Consider the following 21,383-nt stretch of genomic DNA (forward strand, 5'->3'; position numbering starts at 1 on the left):
GCGATAGAATTAGCGCGTCGGCGCCGCGGCGCGGTAAAATACCCATTGCTGAGCCACTCACTTGGACTATATGAAATTCTCTAAACAACATTCGATGTACGAATCCGACCATACCTTGTTCATCAAGTCGCTGAAGGAAAAGAACCCGGCGATCGAAGAAGGTCAACGTCTGGGCCGCGCGCTGCTGTGGGACAAGGCGCCACTGTCGCTCGACGAGCAGGAACGCCAGCTCGAGTCGGCCGTCAAGCAACAAGCTTACGTCTACCAGAACAAAGTCTAAGGACTTGGGGCGGCACGGATGTTGCCAGACGATACGGCTGAACAGCCGGCCGGCGAGGTGCCAAGCCCGCCGCCGGCGGTAACCGCCGACGGCGGCGCCGCTGCGGAAGCCCCCGTGTCGCCGGAAGTCGCCGACGTGGCGGCCGCCGTGACGTCGGAAGTTGCCGCCCTCGCCCGCCTGTACGGCGAGCCGCTGCTCAAGCTGCCCAACGACCTGTACATTCCGCCGGACGCGCTGGAAATCTTCCTCGACGCCTTCGAAGGGCCGCTCGACCTGCTGCTTTATCTGATCCGCAAGCAAAACTTCAACATCCTCGACATCCCGATGGCGCAGCTGACGCTGCAGTACCTGAAGTATGTCGACCAGATCCGCCTGTCGAACCTGGAGCTGGCCGCCGAGTACCTGCTGATGGCCGCGATGCTGATCGAGATTAAGTCGCGCATGCTGTTGCCGCAGCGGCAGTCGGACCTGGAGATCGAGCATGACGATCCGCGCGCCGAGCTGGTGCGCCGCCTGCTGGAATACGAGCAGATCAAGCTGGCCGCCTACGACCTGAACGCGATCCCGCAGGTCGACCGCGATTTCGTGCGCACCCAGATCTTCATCGAGCAAAGCCTGGTGCCGACCTGGCCGGACGTGGCGCCGGTGGACCTGCAGCAGGCCTGGCTGGACGTGATCAAGCGCGCCAAGCTGACCCAGCACCACAAGATCAGCCGCGAGGAGCTGTCCGTGCGCGAGCACATGACCGGCATCCTGCGGCGCCTGCAATCGAGCCGGTTCGTCGAGTTCGCCGACCTGTTCGACATCGCCGGCGGCGTACCGGTGGTGGTGGTGAACTTTGTCGCGCTGCTCGAGCTGGCCAAGGAAACGCTGATCGAGATCACCCAGGCCGAACCGTTCGCCCCCATCTATGTGCGCCTGGCCTACTCGCCCGCCTGAACCCGGCCCGCGCTAACCGAATTCCCTTTTACGCTGATAGCGAACATGTCATGAAAATCATCACCACCATTGAAGAACTGCGCGACCAACTGAGCGGTCAACTGCGCACCGCCTTCGTTCCGACGATGGGCAATCTGCACGAAGGCCACCTGTCGCTGATGCGCCTGGCGCGCAAGCATGGCGATCCGGTGGTCGCATCGATCTTCGTCAACCGCCTGCAGTTCGGCCCCAACGAGGACTTCGACAAGTATCCGCGCACCTTCCAGGCCGACGTCGAGAAGCTGGAGAAGGAAGGCGTCTACGTGCTGTTCGCGCCGACCGAGAAGGATTTGTATCCGGAGCCGCAGGAGTTCCGCGTCAATCCGCCAGCCGACCTGGGCAACACGCTGGAAGGCGAATTCCGCCCCGGCTTCTTCACCGGCGTGACCACCATCGTGCTCAAGCTGTTCTCGTGCGTGCAGCCGAAAGTGGCCGTGTTCGGCAAGAAGGATTACCAGCAGCTGATGATGGTGCGCAACATGGCGCGCCAGTTCGCGCTGCCGACCGAGATCATCGGCGCCGAAACCTACCGCGCCGACGACGGCCTGGCGCTGTCGTCGCGCAATATGTATTTGTCGGAAGCGGAGCGCGCGGAGGCGCCGGCGCTGTTCCAGAGCCTGAACTACGTGGCCAACGAAATGCGCGCCGGCCACCTGGATATCTTCCAGGTCGAGCACAAGGCGATGGAGGATCTGGCCAAGCGCGGCTGGAAGCCCGACTATGTGTCGATCCGCAAGCGCAGCGATTTGCAGCCTCCGAGCGCCGGCGACCTGGCGCAAGGCGCGCCGCTGGTGGTGCTGGCCGCCGCCAAGCTCGGCTCGACCCGCCTGATCGACAATCTCGAGATTTAAGGCTGGGGTTTCGCCGCCGGTGCGGCCGGTGGCGGGATAGTCAAGCCCTGCGGCGAAAGCTGGATGATCACCGGCGGCGTTGCCGGCGCGGCTTTCGGCACGGCGTTGTTCAGCACGAAGGTCATGAGCGTAATGAAAATCGCCATGGAGGCGAGGAAGATGCCGACCATCCACTGCACCATGCGTGCACTGAATTCCGCGATGTCCTTACGCAGGTCGGCGACCGACTTGTCTATCTTGGCGTTAAGCTCGGCGACCGACTTGTCGATCTTGGCGTTAAGCTCGGCGACCGACTTGTCGATCTTGGCGTTCAGCTCGGCGAACCGGCCATTCACATTCGCCTCGAATGAGTCGAGCCTGCCATCCATACCGGCCCGGGCCGCCTCAATCTTGGCGTCGATGTAGTCTTTGTCGGAATTGGCGTTCATCGTCGGCACTTTTTCAAGGTTTTGCCGCCGCCGCCGACATGGGCGGCAGTTGGATGACGATGGGTGGCAGGACCTGTGTCGGTGAGGCCTGCAACTTTGGAATCGCGGTATTCAGCAAAAACACCATCGAGCTGAAGAAAATGGTGAGCGTGGCGACGAATATGCCGACCATCCATTTGACCATCTGGGAAGTCATGCGTTCGGCCGACTCTCTAATTTCGGTCCTCACTTGGGCAAAGCTCGCGTCCACGGCCGCGAATTTTCCATTCACCTCGGCGAATTTTCCATTTACCTCGGCGAATTTCGCGTTCACCTCGGCGAATTTCGCATTGACATTTGCCTCGAACGCACCCAACGCCCCATCCATGCCAGCACGGATGGAGTCGGTCTTGGCGTCGATATAGTCTTTGTCGGGGTTCGCGTTCATCCGTTTATGATCGACCTGACCCGCAGCCGTGTCAACGCGCGCACGGAAGTTATTCGGGCGGCGTTTGCGCCAGCGTAAGCTGCGCTACGCGGCCACGCTTTGCGCCCACGCCAGCGCCGACAGGTGCGCCGTGTTGACGTCTTCCGGGCTCAGCTTTAGCGTCGCCGCCAGCGAGGCCACCAGGTCGGAATTGAGCTCGCAGGCCTCGGCCAGCGCCAGATACGGCCCGTACTTGCCGCCGCGCGTCAACAATGCCGCCACCACATCGTCCGACAACTGAATGTTGGCCAGCACCTCTTTCATACTGATGCCCAGCAACCGGTCCAGCAGCGAGAACATGCCGGCGACGAAGATATTCTCGGCCGCGCTCTTGCCCAGCGCGGCCTGCCCCAGCAGCTCGGCCAGGCGTCCGCGCACCACCGCCGTCTCCAACAGCACCGGCGAATAGCCGGACGTGCTGGCCGTCGCCAGCAGCAGGGTCAGCCAGCGGTACAGCGGCGTATAGCCCAGCAAGGCCAATGCCTGCCGGATCGACTGCACCTCGCGGCCGGCGCCGAAACCGGCCGAGTTGATGAAGCGCAGCAGCTTGTACGACAGGGTGGCGTCATGCTTGAGCACGGTTTCGATGTGGACGATGTCGGCGTTCTGCCGCACCATCTGCATCAGCTGCATGATGATCGTTTGCGCCGGATTCATTCCGCTCGACATCAAGCTGGTGCGTGGAGTCAGGTGCAGCTTGCCGACGAAGGCGTTCAGGCCCAGCGCGGCGCAGGCGTCGAAGTCGGCCCAGTTGCTGACCGGCCGCGCGATCATGCCCACCGTCGACTGCTTGAATGCGGCATAGGTGCGCGCCTGCGTGGCGACGTCGGCGCCGGAAAAGCGCACCTCGACGTAGGAGGCCAGGGTCGGCAGGCGGGCGCCGCTGCGCGCCAGGTCGGCCTCGCGCAGCAGGATGCCGACGCCGCCGGCGCGCAGCGCCTGCACCGCCGCCAGCGTGTCAGGATTGGCCAGCGCGGCCGCCTTGAGCGAGAGCACCGTGCGCTCCGGCGGCAGGCGGTGCAAGGCATCGGTCGACAGCATGGCCGGCACGGCTTCTAAAAAGAGGATTTTGTCGCGCAGCAGCCAGTTGCCGTTGTCCTCGTCGACCATTTGCTCGGCGACGAAGTCGACCAGCAACTCCAGGTCGGCCGGCGTCGAGGCCGGCGCGGACTTTTGCTGCTGCCACGACAACTCATAGCCCACCACCCGCTGCTTGGCATCCAACAACGGCTCACGAACGAGGAAATTGGTCTGGTGCATGGTTATGAAGGGTGAAGCCAGCGGCCCGGGCGCCAGGCGCGGGCTACGGGCGGTACAGCGCCAAGGTCAGAAGCCCAGACTGTCGAGCAGGTCGTCCACCTGCTCCTGGTCGGCCACCACGCCCTCGCCTTTCGGATCGATCTGCGGTCCGTTGAGCAAGCCGTTGTCGATTTCCTTCTTCATCTGTTCCGGCGCAAAATCGATCAACATCTGCACCAACTGCTTTTCCAGGTTTTGCGCGATCGACGTCACCTTCTTGATCACCTGCCCGGTCAAGTCCTGGAAGTCCTGGGCCATCATGATGTCCATCAGATGGGCCTTGGTCTCGGACGAGCCGGCGGCAGCGCCGTCGAGCGCGGCGATGGTCTGCCGCGCCAGCGCGCGCCACTGTTCATCGGCCGGGGCGCCGGCGCCGTCGGCGGAGGCCGCCAGCAGGCCGCTCCACGACGCGCTCAACTGCCTGGCGTCGCCGGCGATGCGGTCCTGCAGCGGACTGGCGGCGTCGGTGGCGTTTAACACTTTCTGCGCCGCGTCCTCGCTCAGACGGGCCACATAATCGAGGCGGTCGCGGGCGTCGGGAATGTCCGACGCCGCTTTCTCGATCAACTTGTCCAGGCCGAGACCGCGCAAACTCTCATGCAAGGCCCGGGTCATGTGACCGATACGCGACAAAAACTCCTCGTTCGGCTCCGCCGCTGACAACGCGACGGCGCCGCTTTGTTGCTCAACCATCATCAAGCCCCGAGTTTTTCGAAGATCTTGTTCAGCTTTTCATCCAGCGTGGCGGCGGTGAATGGTTTGACCACGTAACCGTTGGCGCCGGCCTGGGCGGCGGCGATGATGTTTTCCTTCTTCGCTTCGGCCGTCACCATCAGCACCGGCAGCTTGGCCAGCGCCGGGTCGGCACGGATGTTTTGCAGCATCGTCAGACCGTCCATGTTCGGCATGTTCCAGTCGGACACGACGAAGTCGAACGATTCGGCGCGCAGCTTGGCCAGCGCCATCACGCCGTCTTCGGCCTCGTCGACATTGGCATAACCCAGTTCTTTCAACAGATTCCGGACGATGCGACGCATCGTCGAAAAATCGTCAACAACTAAAAATTTCATCTTTGGATCAGCCATGAATTACTCCGTTGATTCTCTACGCGGTTGTGAATAATGCCTACAATTTCCATCAAGTTGTAGGATAGCATTTTCGTTGCTCTAAGGCGAACAAAGTAGCAGTAAAACGTCACCCGGGACACATTTAGCCCGGGTTCCTCGCAATTACACGGGTAATCGCACAAACAATTGCCATTACACCCGCAGCGCGCGCGAGCCGTGCGCGGCCAGGTGGCCCAGCACCATGCCCGGCAGCGCCTGCAGCGCGCCGACCTCGTGGGCGGCGCCGACCGCGATCGCCTCGCGCGGCATGCCGAACACCACGCAACTGGCCTCGTCCTGGGCGAAATTATACGCCCCGGCCGTGCGCATCTCCAGCATGCCGGCGGCGCCGTCCTTGCCCATGCCGGTCAGGATCACGCCGACCGCGTTCTTGCCGGCCGCCTGGGCCGCCGAGCGGAACAGCACGTCGACCGACGGCCGGTGGCGGTTGACCGGATCGGCCTGGTCGATGCGGGTCATGTAGTTGGCGCCGCTGCGGGTCAGGTACAGGTGCGAGTGGCCCGGCGCGATGTAGGCGTGGCCCGGCAGCACCCGCTCGTTGCCGGCCGCCTCCTGCACCGAGATCTTGCACAGGCTGTCGAGCCGCTTGGCGAACGAGCGGGTAAAGCCCTCGGGCATGTGCTGGGCGATCAGGATGCCGGGGCAGTCCGACGGCATCTGCATCAGGAATTCGCGGATCGCCTCGGTGCCGCCGGTGGAGGCGCCGATGATGATCAGCTTTTCCGACGACGTCAGCGGGTTGCGCAGCTGCGGCAGCGGCACCTGCCCCTCGGCGCCCGGCTGGGGCAGCACGCGCGCGCGCACGCGGGCCTTGGCGGCGGCGCGGATCTTGTCGGTGATGAGGTCGGTGTACTCGCGCATGCCCGCCTGGATCGAGATTTTCGGTTTGGTGACGAAATCGACCGCGCCCAGTTCCAGCGCGCGCATCGTGATTTCCGAGCCCCGCTCGGTCAGCGAGGATACCATCACCACCGGCATCGGACGCAAACGCATCAATTTCTCCAGAAAATCGAGGCCGTCCATCTTCGGCATCTCGACGTCCAGGGTCAGCACGTCGGGATTGGTCTGTTTGATCAATTCGCGCGCCACCAGCGGATCGGGCGCCACGCCCACCACTTCCATGTCGGCCTGGCTGTTGATGATCTCGCTCATGACGCTGCGGATCAACGCGGAGTCATCGACGATGAGGACTTTGATCTTCATAAAACGCTACTTTCCGGGCCTGGCCCTGTATCTACTGTGTCTACTGTATCCGTCCCGACGTTCGGTCAGAACAGATCGATCTCGCCGCCCACCGGCGCCTTTTTGAGGCGGCTGGCGTATTCGTTCTCGCGCTTGGCCAGGGTATCGTTATGGGTTTGCATCAGCTTCTTGACCAGCACCTTGCCGGTGCGGGGGAAGAAGTACACCTTGCGCGGGTGGATGTCGTTCAAGTCCTCGGCCACCACGCGGATCTTCTCGGTCTTGAGGAAGCTGAGCACGAAGGCGGCGTTGCGCTCGCCGACATTGATCGCCGTGAAGCCCTTGAGCACGGCGCCGCCGCCGAACACCTTGGCCTCCATGTTCTCGCGCTTGGCGCCGGCCTTGAGCAGGTCGTTGATCAGGATTTCCATCGCGTAGGTGCCGTAGCGCGCCGAGGCCGACACCGGGCTGCCGTCGCCGCCGCCGTCGGGCAGCATGAAGTGGTTCATGCCGCCCAGGCCGGTGACCCGGTCGCGGATGCAGGCCGACACGCATGAGCCGAGCACGGTCACGATCAACATGTCCTTGTTGGTGAAATAATACTCGCCGGGCAATATCTTGGCGGCGTCGCAGTCGAACGTGCGATCGAAATACACGTTCGTGGCAAATTGTTCGAGGTCCATGGGTTATCTCGTGTTGGTCGCGCCGCTTTTCGAAGCGGCGCCGCGGTGTTGATCGTCCAACTCGTACACCGTCTTGCCGCGTAGTTTGAGCGACTCGGACACGTAGAGGAAATTCTCCGAATGGCCCGCGAAGAGCAAGGCGTCCGGCTTCATCAGTGGGACAAAGCGCGACAGGATCTTGCGCTGCGTCGGCTTGTCGAAATAAATCATCACGTTGCGGCAAAAGATGACGTCGAACTGGCCGCTGACGGGCCAGCCGTCGGCCAGCAGGTTGAGCGGCTTGAACGTGATCATATTGCGCAGTTCGGGGCGCACGCGCGCCATGCCCTCGCGGTCGCCCTTGCCCTTGAGGAAGAAGCGGCGCGAGCGCTCGGGCGACATCTTGTCGAGCCGGTCCATCGTATAGACGCCGTTTTCGGCGTGGGCCAGCACGTTGGTGTCGATGTCGGTGGCGATGATGTGGCAGTTCGGCGTGAGCGTGTTGAACGCCTCGCACACCGTCATGGCGATCGAATACGGCTCCTCGCCGGTGGAGGCGGCCGAGCACCAGATGGTGATCGGCTCGCGCTTGTTCTTCACATGCTCGGCCAGCAGCGGGAAGTGGTGCGCCTCGCGGAAGAACGACGTCAGGTTGGTGGTCAGCGCGTTGGTGAACGACTCCCACTCCTCGCCAAGGCGGCCCGCCTCGAGGTCGTCGAGGTACTTGGCGAACGAGGCGATGCCGGTGGCGCGCAGCCGCCGCGCCAGGCGGCTGTACACCATTTCCTGCTTGCTGTCGGCCAGCGAGATGCCGGCGCGTTTGTAGATGAGGCCGCGAACACGTTCGAAATCCTTGGCATTGAAATCGAACTCTTTGACGGTGTCTTTAGTATGCGGCATTGGGTGTTCCTTGGTTTACTGCACTGGTGCTGCTGTTTAACGCTATGGTTTAAAATTCTTCCCACTCGTCGCCGCTGGTCTGCGACGACGTGGTCAGCTTCTTCGGCGCCGCCGGCGCCTTGGGCTTGGGCGCCGGCGCGGCCGGGGCGCTTACCTGCCTGGGCGCGGCGCGCGCGACCGGCTTGGGCGCGGCGACGGCGGGGGCTGGCCGGCGCATGCCGCCATCCTCGGCCAGCTTGAACACGCTGACCGCCTGCGCCAGCAGCTCGGCCTGCTCCTGCATGCTCTCGGCGGCGGCGGCCGACTGTTCGACCAGCGCGGCGTTCTGCTGCGTCATCTCGTCCATTTGCGTGATGGCCTGGTTGACTTCCTCGATGCCGTTGCTCTGTTCCTGCGTGGCGGCGGTGATCTCGCCCATGATGTCGGCCACCTGGCGGATCGACGTCACGATCAGGTCCATCGTCTGTCCGGCCTCGTCGACCAGGCGGCTGCCGGCATCGACCTTGTTGACCGAGTCGCCGATCAATTCCTTGATCTCCTTGGCCGCGCCGGCCGAGCGTTGCGCCAGGTTGCGCACTTCCGACGCCACCACCGCGAAGCCCCGGCCCTGCTCGCCGGCGCGCGCCGCTTCCACGGCCGCGTTCAGCGCCAGGATGTTGGTCTGGAAGGCGATGCCGTCGATGACGCCGATGATGTCGACGATCTTGCTGGAGCTGGCCTTGATCGAGCCCATGGTCTCGACCACCTGCGACACCACGCTGCCGCCCTTCTCCGCCACCGACGAGGCGGTCACCGCCAGCTGGTTGGCCTGGCGGGCGTTGTCGGCGTTCTGCTTGACGGTCGACGTCAATTCTTCCATCGACGACGCGGTTTCCTCCAGCGAGCTCGCTTGCGATTCGGTGCGCGACGACAGGTCGGCGTTGCCGGCGGCGATCTCGTGCGAGGCCGTGGTGATCAGTTCGGTACCGCTGCGCACGTCGCCCACCGTCTTGGCCAGGCTCTCGTTCATGTCCCGCAGCGCCTGCAGCAGCTCGCTCGTTTCATCCTTGCCCTCGACCCGCACGTCCGAGGTCAGCTCGCCCGAGGCCACGCGCTGGGCCACGGCCACCGCGCCCGACAGCGGCACCACGATCGACCGGGTGATCACCACCGCGCACACCACGCCCAGCGCCACGGCCACCGCGCCCAGGCCGAACAGCACGAACATCAGCGAGCGGTCGGCTGTGACGGAACCCTCCATCACATGCTTGGCGGCGGCCTGCTGCATGTCGACCAGTTTGTTGATCTGCGCCAAGGTTTGCTGGTTGAGCGGATCGATGCGGCCGGAAATGACCTTGGCCGCGCCCTCGCTGTTAAACGCCAGCACTTGCCCGATCGCCTCCTTGAAGGCGCTGTCGGTGTCGGCGTCGAGCTTGGAGATATCGGCCAGCACCTTTTTCTCGTCGTCGCTCAGGCCCAGCGCCTTGAGGTCGGCGATCGCCTTGTCGTAGTGGGCGCGGTGGTCCTTGACCTTCTGCTCCTCCTTTTGCATCAGGCTCACGTCCGATTGCAGGCCGATGTTGCGCATGGCGATGCCGGTTTCCAGCATCGCGCTTTTCATGGCGGCCGCCTGCAGGTTCTTGGCGGTGCTCAGCTCCAGGCCCGTGGTCAGCTTGCTCTTGTTGCTGAAGTTGAGGTAGTTGGTCATCAAGACCATGGCCACCAGGATCAGCAAAATGCCGCCGAAGCCGATGCGCAGTCGTGTACCGATGGTGAAATCGCGTAAGTTCATGGTGTTTCTCCCCTATTGCTGTGTGCTTGTGCTCGCCGGAACGCTGCTACCAGGCCGATGATCGTAATAGTCGTTGGGCACGCCCTCTGTGGAGCGCTTCCGCGGCCGACGCGGCCGCTTCGGGGCAAGGTTTAGGCCGCCAGTTGTTCCATCAAGCCCATCTCGGCGCTCGACATCAGTTTGTCGATGTTCACCAGGATCAGCATGCGCTCGTCGATGGTGCCCAGGCCGATCATGTAGTCGGAGCTGAAGGCGGTGCCCATCTCCGGCGCCGGCTTGACCTGCTCCGGCGTCAGGGTGGTCACGTCGGACACCGAATCGACCACCATGCCGACGATGCGGCCGCTGATGTTGAGGATGATGACGACGGTGAACTGGTCGTACACCGGCTCGCCCAGGTTGAACTTGATGCGCATGTCCACCACCGGGATGATGATGCCGCGCAGGTTGATCACGCCCTTGATGAACTCGGGCGCGTTGGCGATGCGGGTGACCACCTCGTAGCCGCGGATCTCCTGCACCTTGAGGATGTCGATGCCGTATTCCTCCGAGCCCAGCGTGAACGCCAGGTATTCGTGGCCGGCGATCTCGTTTGCGCCTGTGGTTAGTACGTCTGCCATGATGGTTTCCTATTTACGTTGCGTTGGGTCAGGAGAAAATTTGTTCGTCGGACAGCTGGCGCGACGAGCGTATCAGCGCGGCGACATCGAGGATCAGCGACACGCCGCCGTCGCCCAGGATGGTGGCCCCGGAAATGCCGGCCACCTTGCGGTAATTCGATTCCAGGTTCTTGACCACCACCTGCTGCTGGCCGACCAGGTCGTCGATGAACAGGCCCGCCTTGCGGCCGTCCGTCTCGATGATGACCACGATGCCCTGGGTCGGATCGGTGAAGCGCGGCGTGATGTCGAACATCTGGTACAGGGGCACCAGCGGCAGGTACTCGCCGCGCACCTTGATGACGCGGCCCTTGCCGCTGATTTCCTTGACGTCGTCGGCCACCGGCTGCAGCGACTCGATGACAAAGCCCAGCGGCAGGATGTAGACCTCCTCGCCGACCCGGATCGACATGCCGTCCAGGATCGCCAGGGTCAGCGGCAGCGAGATCGAAATCGTGGTGCCGAAACCCTTGGCCGAGCGGATGTCGACCACGCCGCCCATGGCGGTGATGTTGCGCTTGACGACATCCATGCCGACGCCGCGTCCGGAAACGTCGGTCACCGTTTCGGCGGTCGAGAAGCCGGGCGCGAAGATCAGTTGCCAGACCTCGGCGTCGCTCATGTTTTCGGACAGCGGCAGGCCGTTTTGCTCGGCCTTGGCCAGGATGCGCTCGCGGTTCAAGCCGCCGCCGTCGTCCGACACCTCGATGATGATGTTGCCGCCCTGGTGGGAGGCCGACAGGAACAGCCGGCCCGACTCGCTCTTGCCGGCGGCGCGCCGCACGTCCGGCATCTCGATGCCGTGGTCGATCGAGTTGCGCACCAGGTGCGTCAGCGGATCGACGATGCGCTCGATCAGGCCCTTGTCCAGTTCCGTGGCGGCGCCGTTGGTGATGAAGTCGACCTTCTTGCCCAGCTTGGCGGCCAGGTCGCGCACCATGCGCGGGAAGCGCGAGAACACGAAGTCCATCGGCATCATGCGGATCGACATCACCGCTTCCTGCAGGTCGCGGGTGTTGCGGGTCAGCTGGCTGACGCTGTTCAACAGGCGCTCGTGCGCCATCGGATCGAGCGTGTCGACGCGCTGCTCGATCATCGCCTGCGTGATCACCAGCTCGCCCACCAGGTTGATCAACTGGTCGACCTTCTCGATCGACACGCGGATCGACGACGATTCGGCGCCCGCGCCGGGCGTGCCCTTCTCGTCCTTCTTGGCGGCTTTCTTTTCCTGTTCCTCGACCACGGCCGGCGTCGGCGGCGCCTCGATCACGATGCCGGCGGCGGAGCGGATCTGCTCGACCGGCTGGAAGAAGCCGTAGCCGTTGGCGTCGTCGTTGCCTTCCTTGGCGTTGGCGCGGATCTCGTCGAGCGGCTGGAAGAAGCCGTAGCCCTGGCCGCCGCCCGCCATAGTCGGATGCAATTCGGTTTCGTCGAAAAAGCCGTAACCGAGGTCGCTCTCGACCTTCGAACGTTCGGCCTTTTCGGCCCGGGCCTGCTTGTCGCTCAGCGCCGGCAATTCGGTCACCACCATGTCGTCCGGATTGAGCACGAACGAGCAGATGGCGATGATGTCGTCGAGGCTCTCGTGCGTGGTCACGACCATCGCGTTGCGGTCCTTGTCGAGCGGCGTGATCGACACATGGCCCATCAATCCCAGCTCGGCGCCGAGCGCGGTCACCTCGCGGTGCACCATGACGGGCAGTTCGAGCCGGTAGCGGCGTCCGCCGCTGTGGTCGACCACCTTGGCCTCCGTCGCGTTGAACGCCGGCGCCACCGGCGACAGCGCCACCACCGGCACGTCCTGGGTCAGCGACTGCAGCATCATGCGCACGTCGCCGACGGCGTCCTGGTCGACGGTGCTGCCCAGGCGATGGCCGTCGAGCTGCATCTTGAGGATGTCCTTGGCGGCCAGGAAGGCGTCGACGTGCTCGGACGTCAGCGCCATCTCGCCCTTGCGGATGCGGTCGAGCAAGGTCTCGAGGATGTGCGTGACCTCCGTCATGTCGGTCACGCCGAACGTGGAGGCGCCACCCTTGACGGAATGGGCGGTGCGGAAGATCGCGTTCAGATCCTCGGCATCGGGGGCGGCGACGTCCACGGCCAGCAGCAGCCGCTCCATTTCAGCCAGCAGTTCCTCGGCCTCATCGAAGAAGACCTGGAAAAACTGACTTATGTCGATGGTCATGGTGATACTCCGTAAAGTTCGCTCATTGCTCGCGCCTTATCAGCCGATGACCTTCTTCACTACCTCGATGAGGCGCTGCGGATCGAACGGTTTGACCAGCCAGCCGTTGGCGCCGGCCGCGCGGCCCTTGGCCTTCATCTCGTCGGACGACTCGGTGGTCAGCATCAGGATCGGCGTCTTGGCGTAGGTCGGCAGCTCGCGCAGCAGCGCGATCAGCTGCAGGCCGTCCATGCGCGGCATGTTCTGGTCGGTCAGCACCAGGTCGACGCTTTGCAGCTTGGCTTTTTCCAGGCCGTCCTGGCCGTCAACCGCTTCCACCACCAGATAACCGGCGGCCTTCAGGCTGAAGGCCACCATCTGGCGCAGGGAACTGGAATCATCAACTGCAAGTATTGTCTTGGCCATCTTGGTTCTCACTCTTATCAATGCTGGACGCGCACGTCCATTTTTTTTAAAACAATCGGTGTTCAGCGGGGGTCTGGTCGACCCTTAAAACAATTCGATGTCGCCGCTCTCCAGGTGTTGCTGACTTACCGCCTTGCGCAACACGCTGCGCAGTTCCAAACTCTGTATCGCCAGCGCCATGCTGACCTTGCCCAGCAGCGCGACGATCTCCTCGTTGTCGCTCTCGGGCAGCATCTCGGCGCCGTGCGCGCCCAGGGTGCCGAGGAACTCGCGCAGGCCGGTGACGCGCTTGAGCGTGCGGTCGATCAGCTGGCTCGTCATGTCCTGGAACTGCATGCTGGTGATGGCGGCGTTGACATAGCCGCCCACCTGGCCCTGCAGCGCCTGCAGCTGCGCGCGCTGCTCGGGCGAGGCGATGCCGCCGTCGAGCAGCAGCTGGATCGTGGCCTGCTCGGCCTCCACCGTCTGGTGGATGGCCATGAAGTTGAACGACAGCTTCTCGATGGCCTCCTCCAGCAGCAGCCGGGTCTGGATCAGATCGGTCTCGACCTCGGTCAAATGCTTGCGCCCGTGGTCAGACACGCCCGACAGCAGGCGTTTTACATGCGACCCAAGGATTTTTTTTCTCGTCATAACATTCTCGTTGTTCTACTCTTCGCTGCGCGCTTTACGCCTTACCGTGTGCGACCTGTTGCACCGTCTATTTGCGGACCGGCGGCCCCGGCGGCGCTGCCGACCCGGCCGGCGGCGCCGCCAAGGCCGCCGCCGCTTCCTCCTCGGCGCCGACCTCGATCTGGCGGCCGCCGTCGCGGATCACGCTCTCCTCGGTCCGCTTGTTCATCACCAGGATGCTGATGCGGCGGTTGATCGGATTGAACGGATCGGCCTTGTCCAGATTGGCGGCCGAGGCCAGCCCCACCACCCGCAGCACCTTGGCGTCGGCCATGCCGCCGACGATCAGTTCGCGCCGCGAGGCGTTGGCGCGGTCGGCCGACAATTCCCAGTTGCTGTAGCCGGTCTCGCTCATGTACGGCGTCGAATCGGTATGGCCCGACAGGCCGATGCGGTTCGGCACGTCGTTCAGCACAAAACCGATCTCGTGCAAAATCTCCTTGGTGTACGACTGCAACTCGGCCTTGGCCAGCGCGAACATCGGACGGTTCTGCTCGTCGACGATCTGGATCCGCAAGCCCTCGGTCGTGATATCGAGCAGCAACTGGTTCTTGTACTTGACCAGCACCGGATTGGTTTCAATCTTGGCCTCGATCTTTTCCTTCAGCGCCTTCAGGCGCTGCGCGTCCTCGGCCTCGATGGCGGCGCGCGCGGCCGTCAGGTTGAAGGTCTTCTTGACCGCCGGCTCGTCGCTGGCCTGCACCTGGCCGTCCTTGCGGGTCAGGTCCTTGCCGCCGCCGGGAATCACCGACGAGCTGTCGCCGCTGCCCGAGCCGCCCTGCATGGCCACCTTCAGCGGCGTCTTGAAGTAATCCGAGATCCCTTTCAAGTCGCCCTTGGAGGTCGACCCAAGCAGCCACATCAACAGGAAGAACGCCATCATCGCGGTCACGAAGTCGGCGTACGCGATCTTCCACGCGCCGCCATGGTGGCCGCCGCCGCCCTTCTTGATGCGCTTGACGATAATTGGCCGTAAGCCTTCTTCAGCCATGACGATTCCTCAATGAGTCCAACATGATTCCAATAGCGCGTTTCATCCCGGGCTTACTTCGCCTTCGATTTCTTGATATGGTCTTCCAGCTCGCCGAAGGTCGGACGCTCGGTCGAGTACAGCACCTTGCGGCCGAACTCGACGGCCAGCGCCGGCGCGTAGCCGTTCAGGCTGGCCAGCAGGGTGACCTTGACGCACTGGTACATCTTGGTCGACTCCTCCAGTTTTTGCTCAAGCAGGCTCGACAGCGGAGCGACGAAACCGTAGGCCAGCAAAATCCCGAGGAAGGTGCCGACCAGCGCGTGCGCGATCAGAATCCCCAGCTCGGCCGGCGGCAAGCCGACGTTTTCCATCGTGTGCACCACCCCCATCACCGCCGCCACGATGCCGAACGCCGGCAGGCCGTCGCCCAGCTTGGCGATGGCGTGCGACGGCGCAGCGCCCTCGTGGTGGTGGGTCTCGATCTCGTTGTCCATCAGGTTCTCGATCTGGAACGCATCCATATTCCCCGACACCATCAGGCGCAGGTAATCGGTCATGAATTCGACGATGTGATGATCCTCCAGCACGCTCGGATACTTGCTGAACAGCGGGCTTTGCTCCGGGCTGTCGATGTCGCCTTCGATCGACATCAAGCCTTCCTTGCGCACCTTGGACAGGACGTCGAACAGCAGCGACATCATCTCCATATACAAATCCTTGGTGTAGCGCGAGCCCTTGAACAGGGTCGGCAGCGCGCCCAGCGTGGCCTTGATGGTCTTGCCATTGTTACCAACAATGAAAGCCCCAATCGCGCCGCCGCCGATCATCACCAGCTCCAGCGGCTGGAACAGCGCGGCCAAATGCCCGCCCGCCATCGCGTAACCACCGAAGACGCCGACCAGCACCACCACATATCCGATTATGACTAACAAGTGACCTGACTCCCCATAGTGAAACAAGGCCAAAATGTCAACTAACGCCGGCCCGATTTCAATAAATTTACGTGTAGAACTACAATAACGTGTCCGGGGGTGGCCGAGCAAGTGAATAACGCCAAATGATGCTTAAAAGTACCATTTATAGAGTGGGGCGGTGTCGTCTGTGGCGAGAATGGTCTGATCGGGCGCCCGCGCGTCGATTGCAAATTCATAGCTTATAAGTATGGCATCAGGACACATTTCGGCCTCCGCCTTGCGCCATAAACCACCCATCGCGGCCGGCGACAGATAGGCGAACACCAGATCGAATTGGCCGAAATCGAGGCGCTCGTAATCGCCGAGCAGGAAGCGCGCGCGGCCGCCGCCCATGGCGGTGCGCACGCGGCTATATAACCAGGGCAGTGGCGCCAGCTCGATGCCGACGCATTCGATATCCGGCCGCGTCCGGGCCAGATACATCACCAACCCGCCCAGCCCGCTGCCGATGTCGATCACGCGCAGCGGCCGGCCGTCGGCGCGGGGCGGCGGCAACTGCTGGCGCACCGCGTCCCACACGGCCGGGCGCGACGGGTAATAAGGAACCTGCGTGCGGAAGGTCGACCAGTACAGGCCCAGCAACACCAGGAAGACCGCCAGGAACAGCCACGGCGGCAGCCGCAGCGACAAGGCCGCCAGCACCGCCAGCGGGAAAAAGAATTCGATCGCGCGCCACCACACGGCCAGTCCCGCCAGCCAGGTGATGGCGGCGGCGACCACGCCGTGCACGACGGCGACGGTCAGGTAATCGACGGGAAAATGGAAGCTGGCCAGCAGGTACACCAGGCCGAGGCTGAGCGGCGCGGCGCCGCATTGGATCAGCAAGGCCCGCACGGCGGGCGCGCGGACGATGCGTCGGAGATAGGAAGCTTGGGGAATGTGGCGGGTCACGCGGCCAGGGCGTCGGCGTCGCGGGACTTCTTGGTCTTGCCGGCGCGCGAAGGCATGTGGCACAGGCCGCAGACATAGCTGCCGTTCAGGTCCATGCAGTTGACCACGTATTTACCCTGGCATTTGCCGCATGGGGCCAGTTCCAGCATCTTGCTGCCGAAAAAGCGCACCAGGGTCCAGGCGCGGGTCAGCGACAGCAGCGGCTCTTCGCCCGGTTCCGGCGGCATTTGTTCCAGATACAGCTTGTAGGCCTTCATGACCGCTTCGATGCCGGTGGCGCCGGCATGCTCGACCAGGAATTTATGGATGTTGATGAACAACGAGGAATGGATGTTCGGCTGCCAGGTCAGGAACCAGTCGGTCGAGAACGGCAGCATGCCCTTCGGCGGCGACACGCCGCGCAGCTCTTTGTACAGCTTGAGCAGGCGCTCGCGCGACAGCGACACTTCGGTTTCCAGCAGTTGCAGGCGCGCGCCCAGCTGGATCAGTTCAATCGCAAGCTGAATTTCCTGTGCTTCGGACACTACGCTTTTCTTGGTCATGATCCCTGCTCCCGGCTGTCTAGATGATGGTAATGCGCTTTGCGATGCGATGGCGTTCAGTACGAACGACTTAAGCGATTTCTTCGACAGCCTGGCCGGCCATCAGGATGGCGGCGTGCGACTGGGCCAGGGAACGGTCTTTATTATAGTTGGTCAGCATCGACAGGATGGCGCCATCGTCGAAGCGGAAGCGGGCCAGCATCATGTTGCCGCCTGCCAGCTTGAGGATTTGAGCGTTGCTCATGCCTTCGATCAGGTCGGCGATGTCGGCGGCGATGCCCAGACGGAAGATCGCGGTGACTTTGTCGGCGCGGATCATCTGCTGCGCGAGCATCAGGTAGCTCAGGTTAGCATCGCGAATTTCAGCCATCATATCGTTTGCGGTCATTTCCATCTCCCAGTATTTGTTTCACTGCGGAACACAATTGCGTTTCCAGTGAGATACATTCTGCGGGAGCAACAAAAATACGAGTAGAGGAGACTTTCCGTATTTTCCGTCGGGAAATAGCGAACGCGACCCGTCGGTGTTTGTCTGACAAACACTCGTGGATCTAGGCCCTACGCCCTTGCGGCGGGGCAATTATGTGGCTGAGAATCTTCAAAAAAGTCCTGTCATGACACGAAAAAATAGTTCGTATGGCGACTCTTTTTTGCTACATCTAACCCGGTTACGGCAGCTTTTTCGGGAACTTTAGGGTTTCCACAGAAAAATTTTAAATTATTTTCGACTACATCCATGCAAGCCGAGCTGCGTTTTACTTCCTTTTACGCGCTTCATGAATCTGGTAACGGCAAGGTCTCCGGGAACTTTAGGGATTTTTTGAATTTATTTGAAAAAAATCGAAAATAATTTTGGAACAGCCCGCAAAGCCAGCATCCATGCGGGTTTGCGGGGCGCGGCGTGGCGCCCCGGGTGGGCCGTTCGCGGCCGGAACCAGCGGATTTTCCTGTTACACTGGCGTATCAGACAACTTGTTTAAGCCTAAAGCATCAACGGCCTCAAAAGAAGGTAACTTAATGACAACTCGCAATGACTGCCTGCAACGCGACGCGCAAGATCCGCTCGCCGCGCTGCGCGACCGCTTCGATCTGCCGGCCGGCGTGATATATCTGGACGGCAATTCTCTGGGCGCCCGGCCGAAAGCCGCCCTCACCCGCGCCCAGCACGTCATCGCGCAGGAATGGGGACACGACCTGATCCGTAGTTGGAATACCGCCGGTTGGTTTGACCTGCCAAAAAGGCTGGGAAACCGCCTGGCGCCGCTGATCGGCGGCGCCCCGGACGAAGTGGTCATCACCGACACCACCTCGCTCAACCTGTTCAAGGCGCTGGCCGCCGCGCTGAACATGCAGGCCAGCGACCCGGTCTCCGCGACCCGGCGCGTGATCGTCACCGAACGCTCCAACTTCCCGACCGACATCTATATGGCCCAGGGCCTGAGCGGTTGGCTCGATCGTGGTTATACCGTCAAGCTGGTCGACTCGGTCGGGGAACTGGCGGCCGCCATCGGCGCGGACACCGCCGTCGTCATGCTGACCCACGTGAACTACCGCACCGGCTACCAGCACGACATGCGCGCCACCAGCGCCCTCGCCCACGCCGCCGGCGCGCTGATCGTCTGGGACCTGGCCCACTCGGCCGGCGCGGTGCCGCTGGACCTGAACGGCGACGGCGCCGACCTGGCCGTCGGCTGCACCTACAAGTACTTGAACGGCGGCCCCGGCGCCCCGGCCTACATCTGGGTGCCGCGCCGGCACCAGGCCCGCTTCACGCAGCCGCTGTCGGGCTGGTGGGGCCACGCCGCGCCGTTCGCCATGGCGCCGGACTTCGCCCCGGCCGACGGCATCGGCCGCGCGCTGTGCGGCACCCAGCCGGTGGTGTCGCTGGCGATGGTCGAGAGCGGGCTGGAGGTGTTCGAACAAACGTCGATGGCCGCGATCCGCGACAAATCGCTGGCGCTCACCGACCTGTTCATCGAACTGGTGGAGCGGCGCTGCGCCGACCACCCTTTGGGACTGGTCACGCCCCGGGAGCACGCGCGCCGGGGCAGCCAGGTCGGCTTCACGCATCCGCACGGCTACGCGGTGATGTCGGCGCTGATCGCGCGCGGCGTCATCGGCGACTACCGCGAGCCGGCCATCATGCGCTTCGGTTTCACGCCGCTCTACACCAGCCATACGGAAGTATGGGACGCGGTCGAAATCCTGCGCGACATCCTGGACCGCAAAGACTACGACGTCGACGCCAAGCGCGACGCCGTCACCTGACGAGATCATCATGACCGAACACAAACCGGCGGCCAGTGGCTGCCCGATGCACGCGACCGCCGATGCGAGCGCCCCGGGCGTCGGCGACGCCACATGGCACGGCGCGCAGATGGACTTCAGCAACTCGATGAGCTACGGCGACTATCTGGGCCTGAACCAGATCCTCAACGCCCAGCATCCGCTGTCGCCCAACCACAACGAAATGCTGTTTATCGTCCAGCATCAGACCAGCGAGCTGTGGATGAAGCTGATGCTGCACGAAATGCACGCCGTGCGTGCGCACCTGCAATCGAACGACCTGGCGCCGGCCTTCAAGATGCTGGCGCGGGTGGCGCGCATCATGGACCAGCTGGTGCACGCCTGGGATGTGCTGGCGACGATGACGCCGCCCGAATACACCGCGATCCGCCCGTACCTGGGCGCCTCGTCGGGCTTCCAGTCGTATCAATACCGCGAGATCGAATTTATCCTCGGCAACAAAAACGCTGCCCTGCTGAGTGTCCACAACACCGCGCCGGACGCCTTCGCGGTGCTGGACAAGGCCCTGCGCGAGCCGTCGGTGTACGACGAAGCGATCAAGCTACTGGCCCGCAACGGCCTGCCGATCGCCGCCGAGCGGCTCGACGCCGACTGGACCCTGCCGACGGCCGCCGACGACTCGGTGCAGAACGCGTGGCTGGAGGTGTACCGCGACCCGTCGAAGCACTGGGCCCTGTACGAGCTGGCCGAAAAGCTGGTCGACCTGGAGACGGCGTTCCGTTTCTGGCGCTTCCGCCACGTCACCACGGTCGAGCGCATCATCGGCTTCAAGACCGGCACCGGCGGCACGGCCGGCGTCAGCTACCTGCGCAAGATGCTCGACGTGGTGCTGTTCCCCGAGCTGTTCGCGTTGCGCACGGCGCTGTAAAGCTGGCGTCCCCGGCGGCGCATGGCGGATTACGCCTTCGGCTAATCCGCCCTACGTGTTTCAGAACGACTAGAAGGCGCCGGACCGCCACAGTGACACGTAGGGCGGATTAGCGTAGCGTAATCCGCCATGCATGCATCACCGCCGGCTCCCGCATTGTCCCCGCTTGCGCATATCACACGGGCCGCCCCGGCACGGCCCCGTGCCTGGGTTAAGATGCCAGCCATCCAACCCAGCAAGGAACGCACATGGACTACGAAGTACTCACCCTGGCCGGCCTGTGGAACTCCGGCCCCGCCCACTGGCAAACCCGATGGGAGCAAAACCACCCGACCTGGGTCCGCGTGCCCCACCGCGACTGGGAAACCCCGGACCGCGACGAATGGGTGGCCGAGCTGGACGCCGCCATCGCCCTGTGCCAACGTCCGCCGGTGGTGGCCGCGCACAGCCTGAGCTGCTCCCTGGTGGCGCGCTGGGCCGCCTCCGGCTCCGCGCACCGCATCGCCGGCGCCTTCCTGGTCGCGCCCAGCGACACCGACGCCCCCTCCTATCCCGACTGCACCACCGGCTTCCAGCCGATGCTGCTGGAGCGCCTGCCTTTTCCCAGCATCGTCATCGCCAGCGCGAACGATCCCTACGTCGGCACGGCACGCGCGCGGCAGTTCGCAAAGGCCTGGGGAAGCGACTACACCGAGATCGGCGACGCCGGCCATATCAACGGCGACGCCGGCTACGGCCCCTGGCCGGAAGGTGAAAAACTCTTGCTGGACCTCTGCGAAAAAGTCCAGCGCTAGAGGACCAGGGGCATGCCGATGCTGGCACGGCGGCGCTCGAAAAATTCGCTCAGATCACAACGATTTCTAAAACACGCAGGGCGGATTAGCGAAGCGTAATCGGCCATGCATGCGTCGTCGACGACTCATGCATGGCCGATTACGGCGTTCCGCCTAATCCGCCCTACGT

At 63.3% G+C, this 21,383-nt stretch carries 24 protein-coding genes; 6 read left to right on the plus strand and 18 right to left on the minus strand.

What is annotated here, in order from left to right; genetic code table 11:
* Window positions 1-70 precede the first annotated feature (70 nt).
* Genes AC07P1_RS00440 through panC form a run of 3 tightly spaced genes read left to right on the plus strand, consistent with a single transcriptional unit; the run spans window position 71 to window position 2,109 of the window.
* On the plus strand, window positions 71-280 hold the full coding sequence (locus AC07P1_RS00440; RefSeq protein ID WP_090315205.1) for a DUF3460 family protein: 210 nt from the start codon (window positions 71-73) through the stop codon (window positions 278-280).
* Window positions 281-298: 18 nt separating this feature from the next.
* Complete coding sequence (locus tag AC07P1_RS00445; protein ID WP_494694000.1) at window positions 299-1,219, plus strand: segregation and condensation protein A; 921 nt, start codon at window positions 299-301, stop codon at window positions 1,217-1,219.
* A gap of 50 nt (window positions 1,220-1,269) precedes the next feature.
* Window positions 1,270-2,109, plus strand: coding sequence for a pantoate--beta-alanine ligase (gene panC, locus AC07P1_RS00450; protein ID WP_494694001.1), 840 nt, complete (start codon window positions 1,270-1,272; stop codon window positions 2,107-2,109).
* Here the strand turns inward: panC and AC07P1_RS00455 are convergent.
* The 18 genes from AC07P1_RS00455 to flhD all read right to left on the minus strand — a co-directional run bounded on the left by AC07P1_RS00455 (window position 2,106) and on the right by flhD (window position 17,633).
* The gene (locus AC07P1_RS00455) at window positions 2,106-2,537 is read right to left on the minus strand and encodes a hypothetical protein (protein ID WP_494694002.1); all 432 of its coding nucleotides are present in this window, start codon (window positions 2,535-2,537) and stop codon (window positions 2,106-2,108) included. The two genes, panC and AC07P1_RS00455, sit on opposite strands and share 4 nt — an antisense overlap.
* 13 nt (window positions 2,538-2,550) lie before the next feature.
* Window positions 2,551-2,964: a hypothetical protein gene (locus tag AC07P1_RS00460; RefSeq protein WP_494694003.1), complete on the minus strand. Its 414-nt coding sequence runs from the start codon at window positions 2,962-2,964 to the stop codon at window positions 2,551-2,553.
* Between the two features lie 84 nt (window positions 2,965-3,048).
* Window positions 3,049-4,263, minus strand: coding sequence for an EAL and HDOD domain-containing protein (locus AC07P1_RS00465; RefSeq protein WP_494694004.1), 1,215 nt, complete (start codon window positions 4,261-4,263; stop codon window positions 3,049-3,051).
* Window positions 4,264-4,329: 66 nt separating this feature from the next.
* The gene (gene cheZ / locus AC07P1_RS00470; protein WP_494694005.1) at window positions 4,330-4,998 is read right to left on the minus strand and encodes a protein phosphatase CheZ; all 669 of its coding nucleotides are present in this window, start codon (window positions 4,996-4,998) and stop codon (window positions 4,330-4,332) included.
* Window positions 4,998-5,387 carry a chemotaxis response regulator CheY gene (gene cheY, locus AC07P1_RS00475; RefSeq protein WP_008450066.1) on the minus strand — a complete coding sequence of 130 codons (390 nt, stop codon included), beginning with the start codon at window positions 5,385-5,387 and terminating at the stop codon, window positions 4,998-5,000. The genes cheZ and cheY overlap by 1 nt, the downstream gene beginning before the upstream one ends.
* Before the next feature lie 174 nt (window positions 5,388-5,561).
* Window positions 5,562-6,632 carry a protein-glutamate methylesterase/protein-glutamine glutaminase gene (locus tag AC07P1_RS00480; RefSeq protein WP_494694006.1) on the minus strand — a complete coding sequence of 357 codons (1,071 nt, stop codon included), beginning with the start codon at window positions 6,630-6,632 and terminating at the stop codon, window positions 5,562-5,564.
* 65 nt (window positions 6,633-6,697) lie between these two features.
* Window positions 6,698-7,294, minus strand: a complete 597-nt coding sequence (gene cheD, locus AC07P1_RS00485) for a chemoreceptor glutamine deamidase CheD (protein WP_494694007.1) — start codon at window positions 7,292-7,294, stop codon at window positions 6,698-6,700.
* 3 nt (window positions 7,295-7,297) lie between these two features.
* A complete protein-coding gene (locus tag AC07P1_RS00490; protein ID WP_494694008.1) occupies window positions 7,298-8,173 on the minus strand; it encodes a CheR family methyltransferase in 876 nt (291 codons plus the stop codon).
* Between the two features lie 49 nt (window positions 8,174-8,222).
* The gene (locus tag AC07P1_RS00495) at window positions 8,223-9,944 is read right to left on the minus strand and encodes a methyl-accepting chemotaxis protein (protein WP_494694009.1); all 1,722 of its coding nucleotides are present in this window, start codon (window positions 9,942-9,944) and stop codon (window positions 8,223-8,225) included.
* A gap of 131 nt (window positions 9,945-10,075) precedes the next feature.
* On the minus strand, window positions 10,076-10,564 hold the full coding sequence (locus AC07P1_RS00500; protein ID WP_315214975.1) for a chemotaxis protein CheW: 489 nt from the start codon (window positions 10,562-10,564) through the stop codon (window positions 10,076-10,078).
* Between the two features lie 28 nt (window positions 10,565-10,592).
* Window positions 10,593-12,788, minus strand: coding sequence for a chemotaxis protein CheA (cheA, locus tag AC07P1_RS00505; RefSeq protein ID WP_494694010.1), 2,196 nt, complete (start codon window positions 12,786-12,788; stop codon window positions 10,593-10,595).
* 39 nt (window positions 12,789-12,827) lie between these two features.
* Entirely contained in the window at window positions 12,828-13,193 is a 366-nt protein-coding gene (locus AC07P1_RS00510) for a response regulator (protein WP_090314352.1), read from the minus strand.
* Window positions 13,194-13,277: 84 nt separating this feature from the next.
* Entirely contained in the window at window positions 13,278-13,826 is a 549-nt protein-coding gene (locus AC07P1_RS00515) for a chemotaxis protein (protein ID WP_494694011.1), read from the minus strand.
* 67 nt (window positions 13,827-13,893) lie between these two features.
* Window positions 13,894-14,856 carry a flagellar motor protein MotB gene (gene motB, locus AC07P1_RS00520; RefSeq protein WP_494694012.1) on the minus strand — a complete coding sequence of 321 codons (963 nt, stop codon included), beginning with the start codon at window positions 14,854-14,856 and terminating at the stop codon, window positions 13,894-13,896.
* A gap of 53 nt (window positions 14,857-14,909) precedes the next feature.
* The gene (gene motA / locus AC07P1_RS00525) at window positions 14,910-15,770 is read right to left on the minus strand and encodes a flagellar motor stator protein MotA (RefSeq protein ID WP_494694013.1); all 861 of its coding nucleotides are present in this window, start codon (window positions 15,768-15,770) and stop codon (window positions 14,910-14,912) included.
* 132 nt (window positions 15,771-15,902) lie between these two features.
* Window positions 15,903-16,703, minus strand: a complete 801-nt coding sequence (locus AC07P1_RS00530; RefSeq protein WP_494694014.1) for an SAM-dependent methyltransferase — start codon at window positions 16,701-16,703, stop codon at window positions 15,903-15,905.
* Window positions 16,700-17,245: a flagellar transcriptional regulator FlhC gene (flhC, locus tag AC07P1_RS00535; RefSeq protein ID WP_494694015.1), complete on the minus strand. Its 546-nt coding sequence runs from the start codon at window positions 17,243-17,245 to the stop codon at window positions 16,700-16,702. The genes AC07P1_RS00530 and flhC overlap by 4 nt, the downstream gene beginning before the upstream one ends.
* 70 nt (window positions 17,246-17,315) lie before the next feature.
* Window positions 17,316-17,633 carry a flagellar transcriptional regulator FlhD gene (gene flhD / locus AC07P1_RS00540; RefSeq protein ID WP_463449917.1) on the minus strand — a complete coding sequence of 106 codons (318 nt, stop codon included), beginning with the start codon at window positions 17,631-17,633 and terminating at the stop codon, window positions 17,316-17,318.
* A 629-nt stretch (window positions 17,634-18,262) separates the two neighbouring features.
* Here flhD and kynU point away from each other — a divergent pair.
* The 3 genes from kynU (at window position 18,263) to AC07P1_RS00555 (ending at window position 21,214) form a co-directional block, all read left to right on the plus strand.
* Entirely contained in the window at window positions 18,263-19,513 is a 1,251-nt protein-coding gene (kynU, locus tag AC07P1_RS00545; protein WP_494694016.1) for a kynureninase, read from the plus strand.
* Window positions 19,514-19,523: 10 nt separating this feature from the next.
* Window positions 19,524-20,420 (plus strand): tryptophan 2,3-dioxygenase, encoded by an 897-nt coding sequence (gene kynA, locus AC07P1_RS00550; protein WP_494694017.1) that lies wholly within the window; start codon window positions 19,524-19,526, stop codon window positions 20,418-20,420.
* A 248-nt stretch (window positions 20,421-20,668) separates the two neighbouring features.
* Window positions 20,669-21,214, plus strand: a complete 546-nt coding sequence (locus AC07P1_RS00555; RefSeq protein ID WP_494694018.1) for an RBBP9/YdeN family alpha/beta hydrolase — start codon at window positions 20,669-20,671, stop codon at window positions 21,212-21,214.
* The last annotated feature ends 169 nt before the right edge of the window (window positions 21,215-21,383 follow it).

This window comes from Duganella sp. GW821-FHT07F09, from assembly GCF_059418705.1.

Excerpts from the sequence above, each read along its gene's own strand:
- cheD (WP_494694007.1), bottom strand. The coding sequence starts at position 7,294 with ATGGACCTCGAACAATTTGCCACGAACGTGTATTTCGATCGCACGTTC.
- flhC (WP_494694015.1), bottom strand. The coding sequence starts at position 17,245 with ATGACCAAGAAAAGCGTAGTGTCCGAAGCACAGGAAATTCAGCTTGCG.
- motB (WP_494694012.1), bottom strand. The coding sequence starts at position 14,856 with ATGGCTGAAGAAGGCTTACGGCCAATTATCGTCAAGCGCATCAAGAAG.
- cheA (WP_494694010.1), bottom strand. The coding sequence starts at position 12,788 with ATGACCATCGACATAAGTCAGTTTTTCCAGGTCTTCTTCGATGAGGCC.
- AC07P1_RS00515 (WP_494694011.1), bottom strand. The coding sequence starts at position 13,826 with ATGACGAGAAAAAAAATCCTTGGGTCGCATGTAAAACGCCTGCTGTCG.
- kynA (WP_494694017.1), top strand. The coding sequence starts at position 19,524 with ATGACCGAACACAAACCGGCGGCCAGTGGCTGCCCGATGCACGCGACC.
- AC07P1_RS00500 (WP_315214975.1), bottom strand. The coding sequence starts at position 10,564 with ATGGCAGACGTACTAACCACAGGCGCAAACGAGATCGCCGGCCACGAA.
- kynU (WP_494694016.1), top strand. The coding sequence starts at position 18,263 with ATGACAACTCGCAATGACTGCCTGCAACGCGACGCGCAAGATCCGCTC.
- AC07P1_RS00440 (WP_090315205.1), top strand. The coding sequence starts at position 71 with ATGAAATTCTCTAAACAACATTCGATGTACGAATCCGACCATACCTTG.
- AC07P1_RS00465 (WP_494694004.1), bottom strand. The coding sequence starts at position 4,263 with ATGCACCAGACCAATTTCCTCGTTCGTGAGCCGTTGTTGGATGCCAAG.
- AC07P1_RS00460 (WP_494694003.1), bottom strand. The coding sequence starts at position 2,964 with ATGAACGCGAACCCCGACAAAGACTATATCGACGCCAAGACCGACTCC.
- AC07P1_RS00490 (WP_494694008.1), bottom strand. The coding sequence starts at position 8,173 with ATGCCGCATACTAAAGACACCGTCAAAGAGTTCGATTTCAATGCCAAG.
- AC07P1_RS00445 (WP_494694000.1), top strand. The coding sequence starts at position 299 with ATGTTGCCAGACGATACGGCTGAACAGCCGGCCGGCGAGGTGCCAAGC.
- flhD (WP_463449917.1), bottom strand. The coding sequence starts at position 17,633 with ATGACCGCAAACGATATGATGGCTGAAATTCGCGATGCTAACCTGAGC.
- cheZ (WP_494694005.1), bottom strand. The coding sequence starts at position 4,998 with ATGATGGTTGAGCAACAAAGCGGCGCCGTCGCGTTGTCAGCGGCGGAG.
- AC07P1_RS00510 (WP_090314352.1), bottom strand. The coding sequence starts at position 13,193 with ATGGCCAAGACAATACTTGCAGTTGATGATTCCAGTTCCCTGCGCCAG.
- cheY (WP_008450066.1), bottom strand. The coding sequence starts at position 5,387 with ATGGCTGATCCAAAGATGAAATTTTTAGTTGTTGACGATTTTTCGACG.
- AC07P1_RS00455 (WP_494694002.1), bottom strand. The coding sequence starts at position 2,537 with ATGAACGCCAATTCCGACAAAGACTACATCGACGCCAAGATTGAGGCG.
- AC07P1_RS00480 (WP_494694006.1), bottom strand. The coding sequence starts at position 6,632 with ATGAAGATCAAAGTCCTCATCGTCGATGACTCCGCGTTGATCCGCAGC.
- panC (WP_494694001.1), top strand. The coding sequence starts at position 1,270 with ATGAAAATCATCACCACCATTGAAGAACTGCGCGACCAACTGAGCGGT.
- AC07P1_RS00555 (WP_494694018.1), top strand. The coding sequence starts at position 20,669 with ATGGACTACGAAGTACTCACCCTGGCCGGCCTGTGGAACTCCGGCCCC.
- AC07P1_RS00495 (WP_494694009.1), bottom strand. The coding sequence starts at position 9,944 with ATGAACTTACGCGATTTCACCATCGGTACACGACTGCGCATCGGCTTC.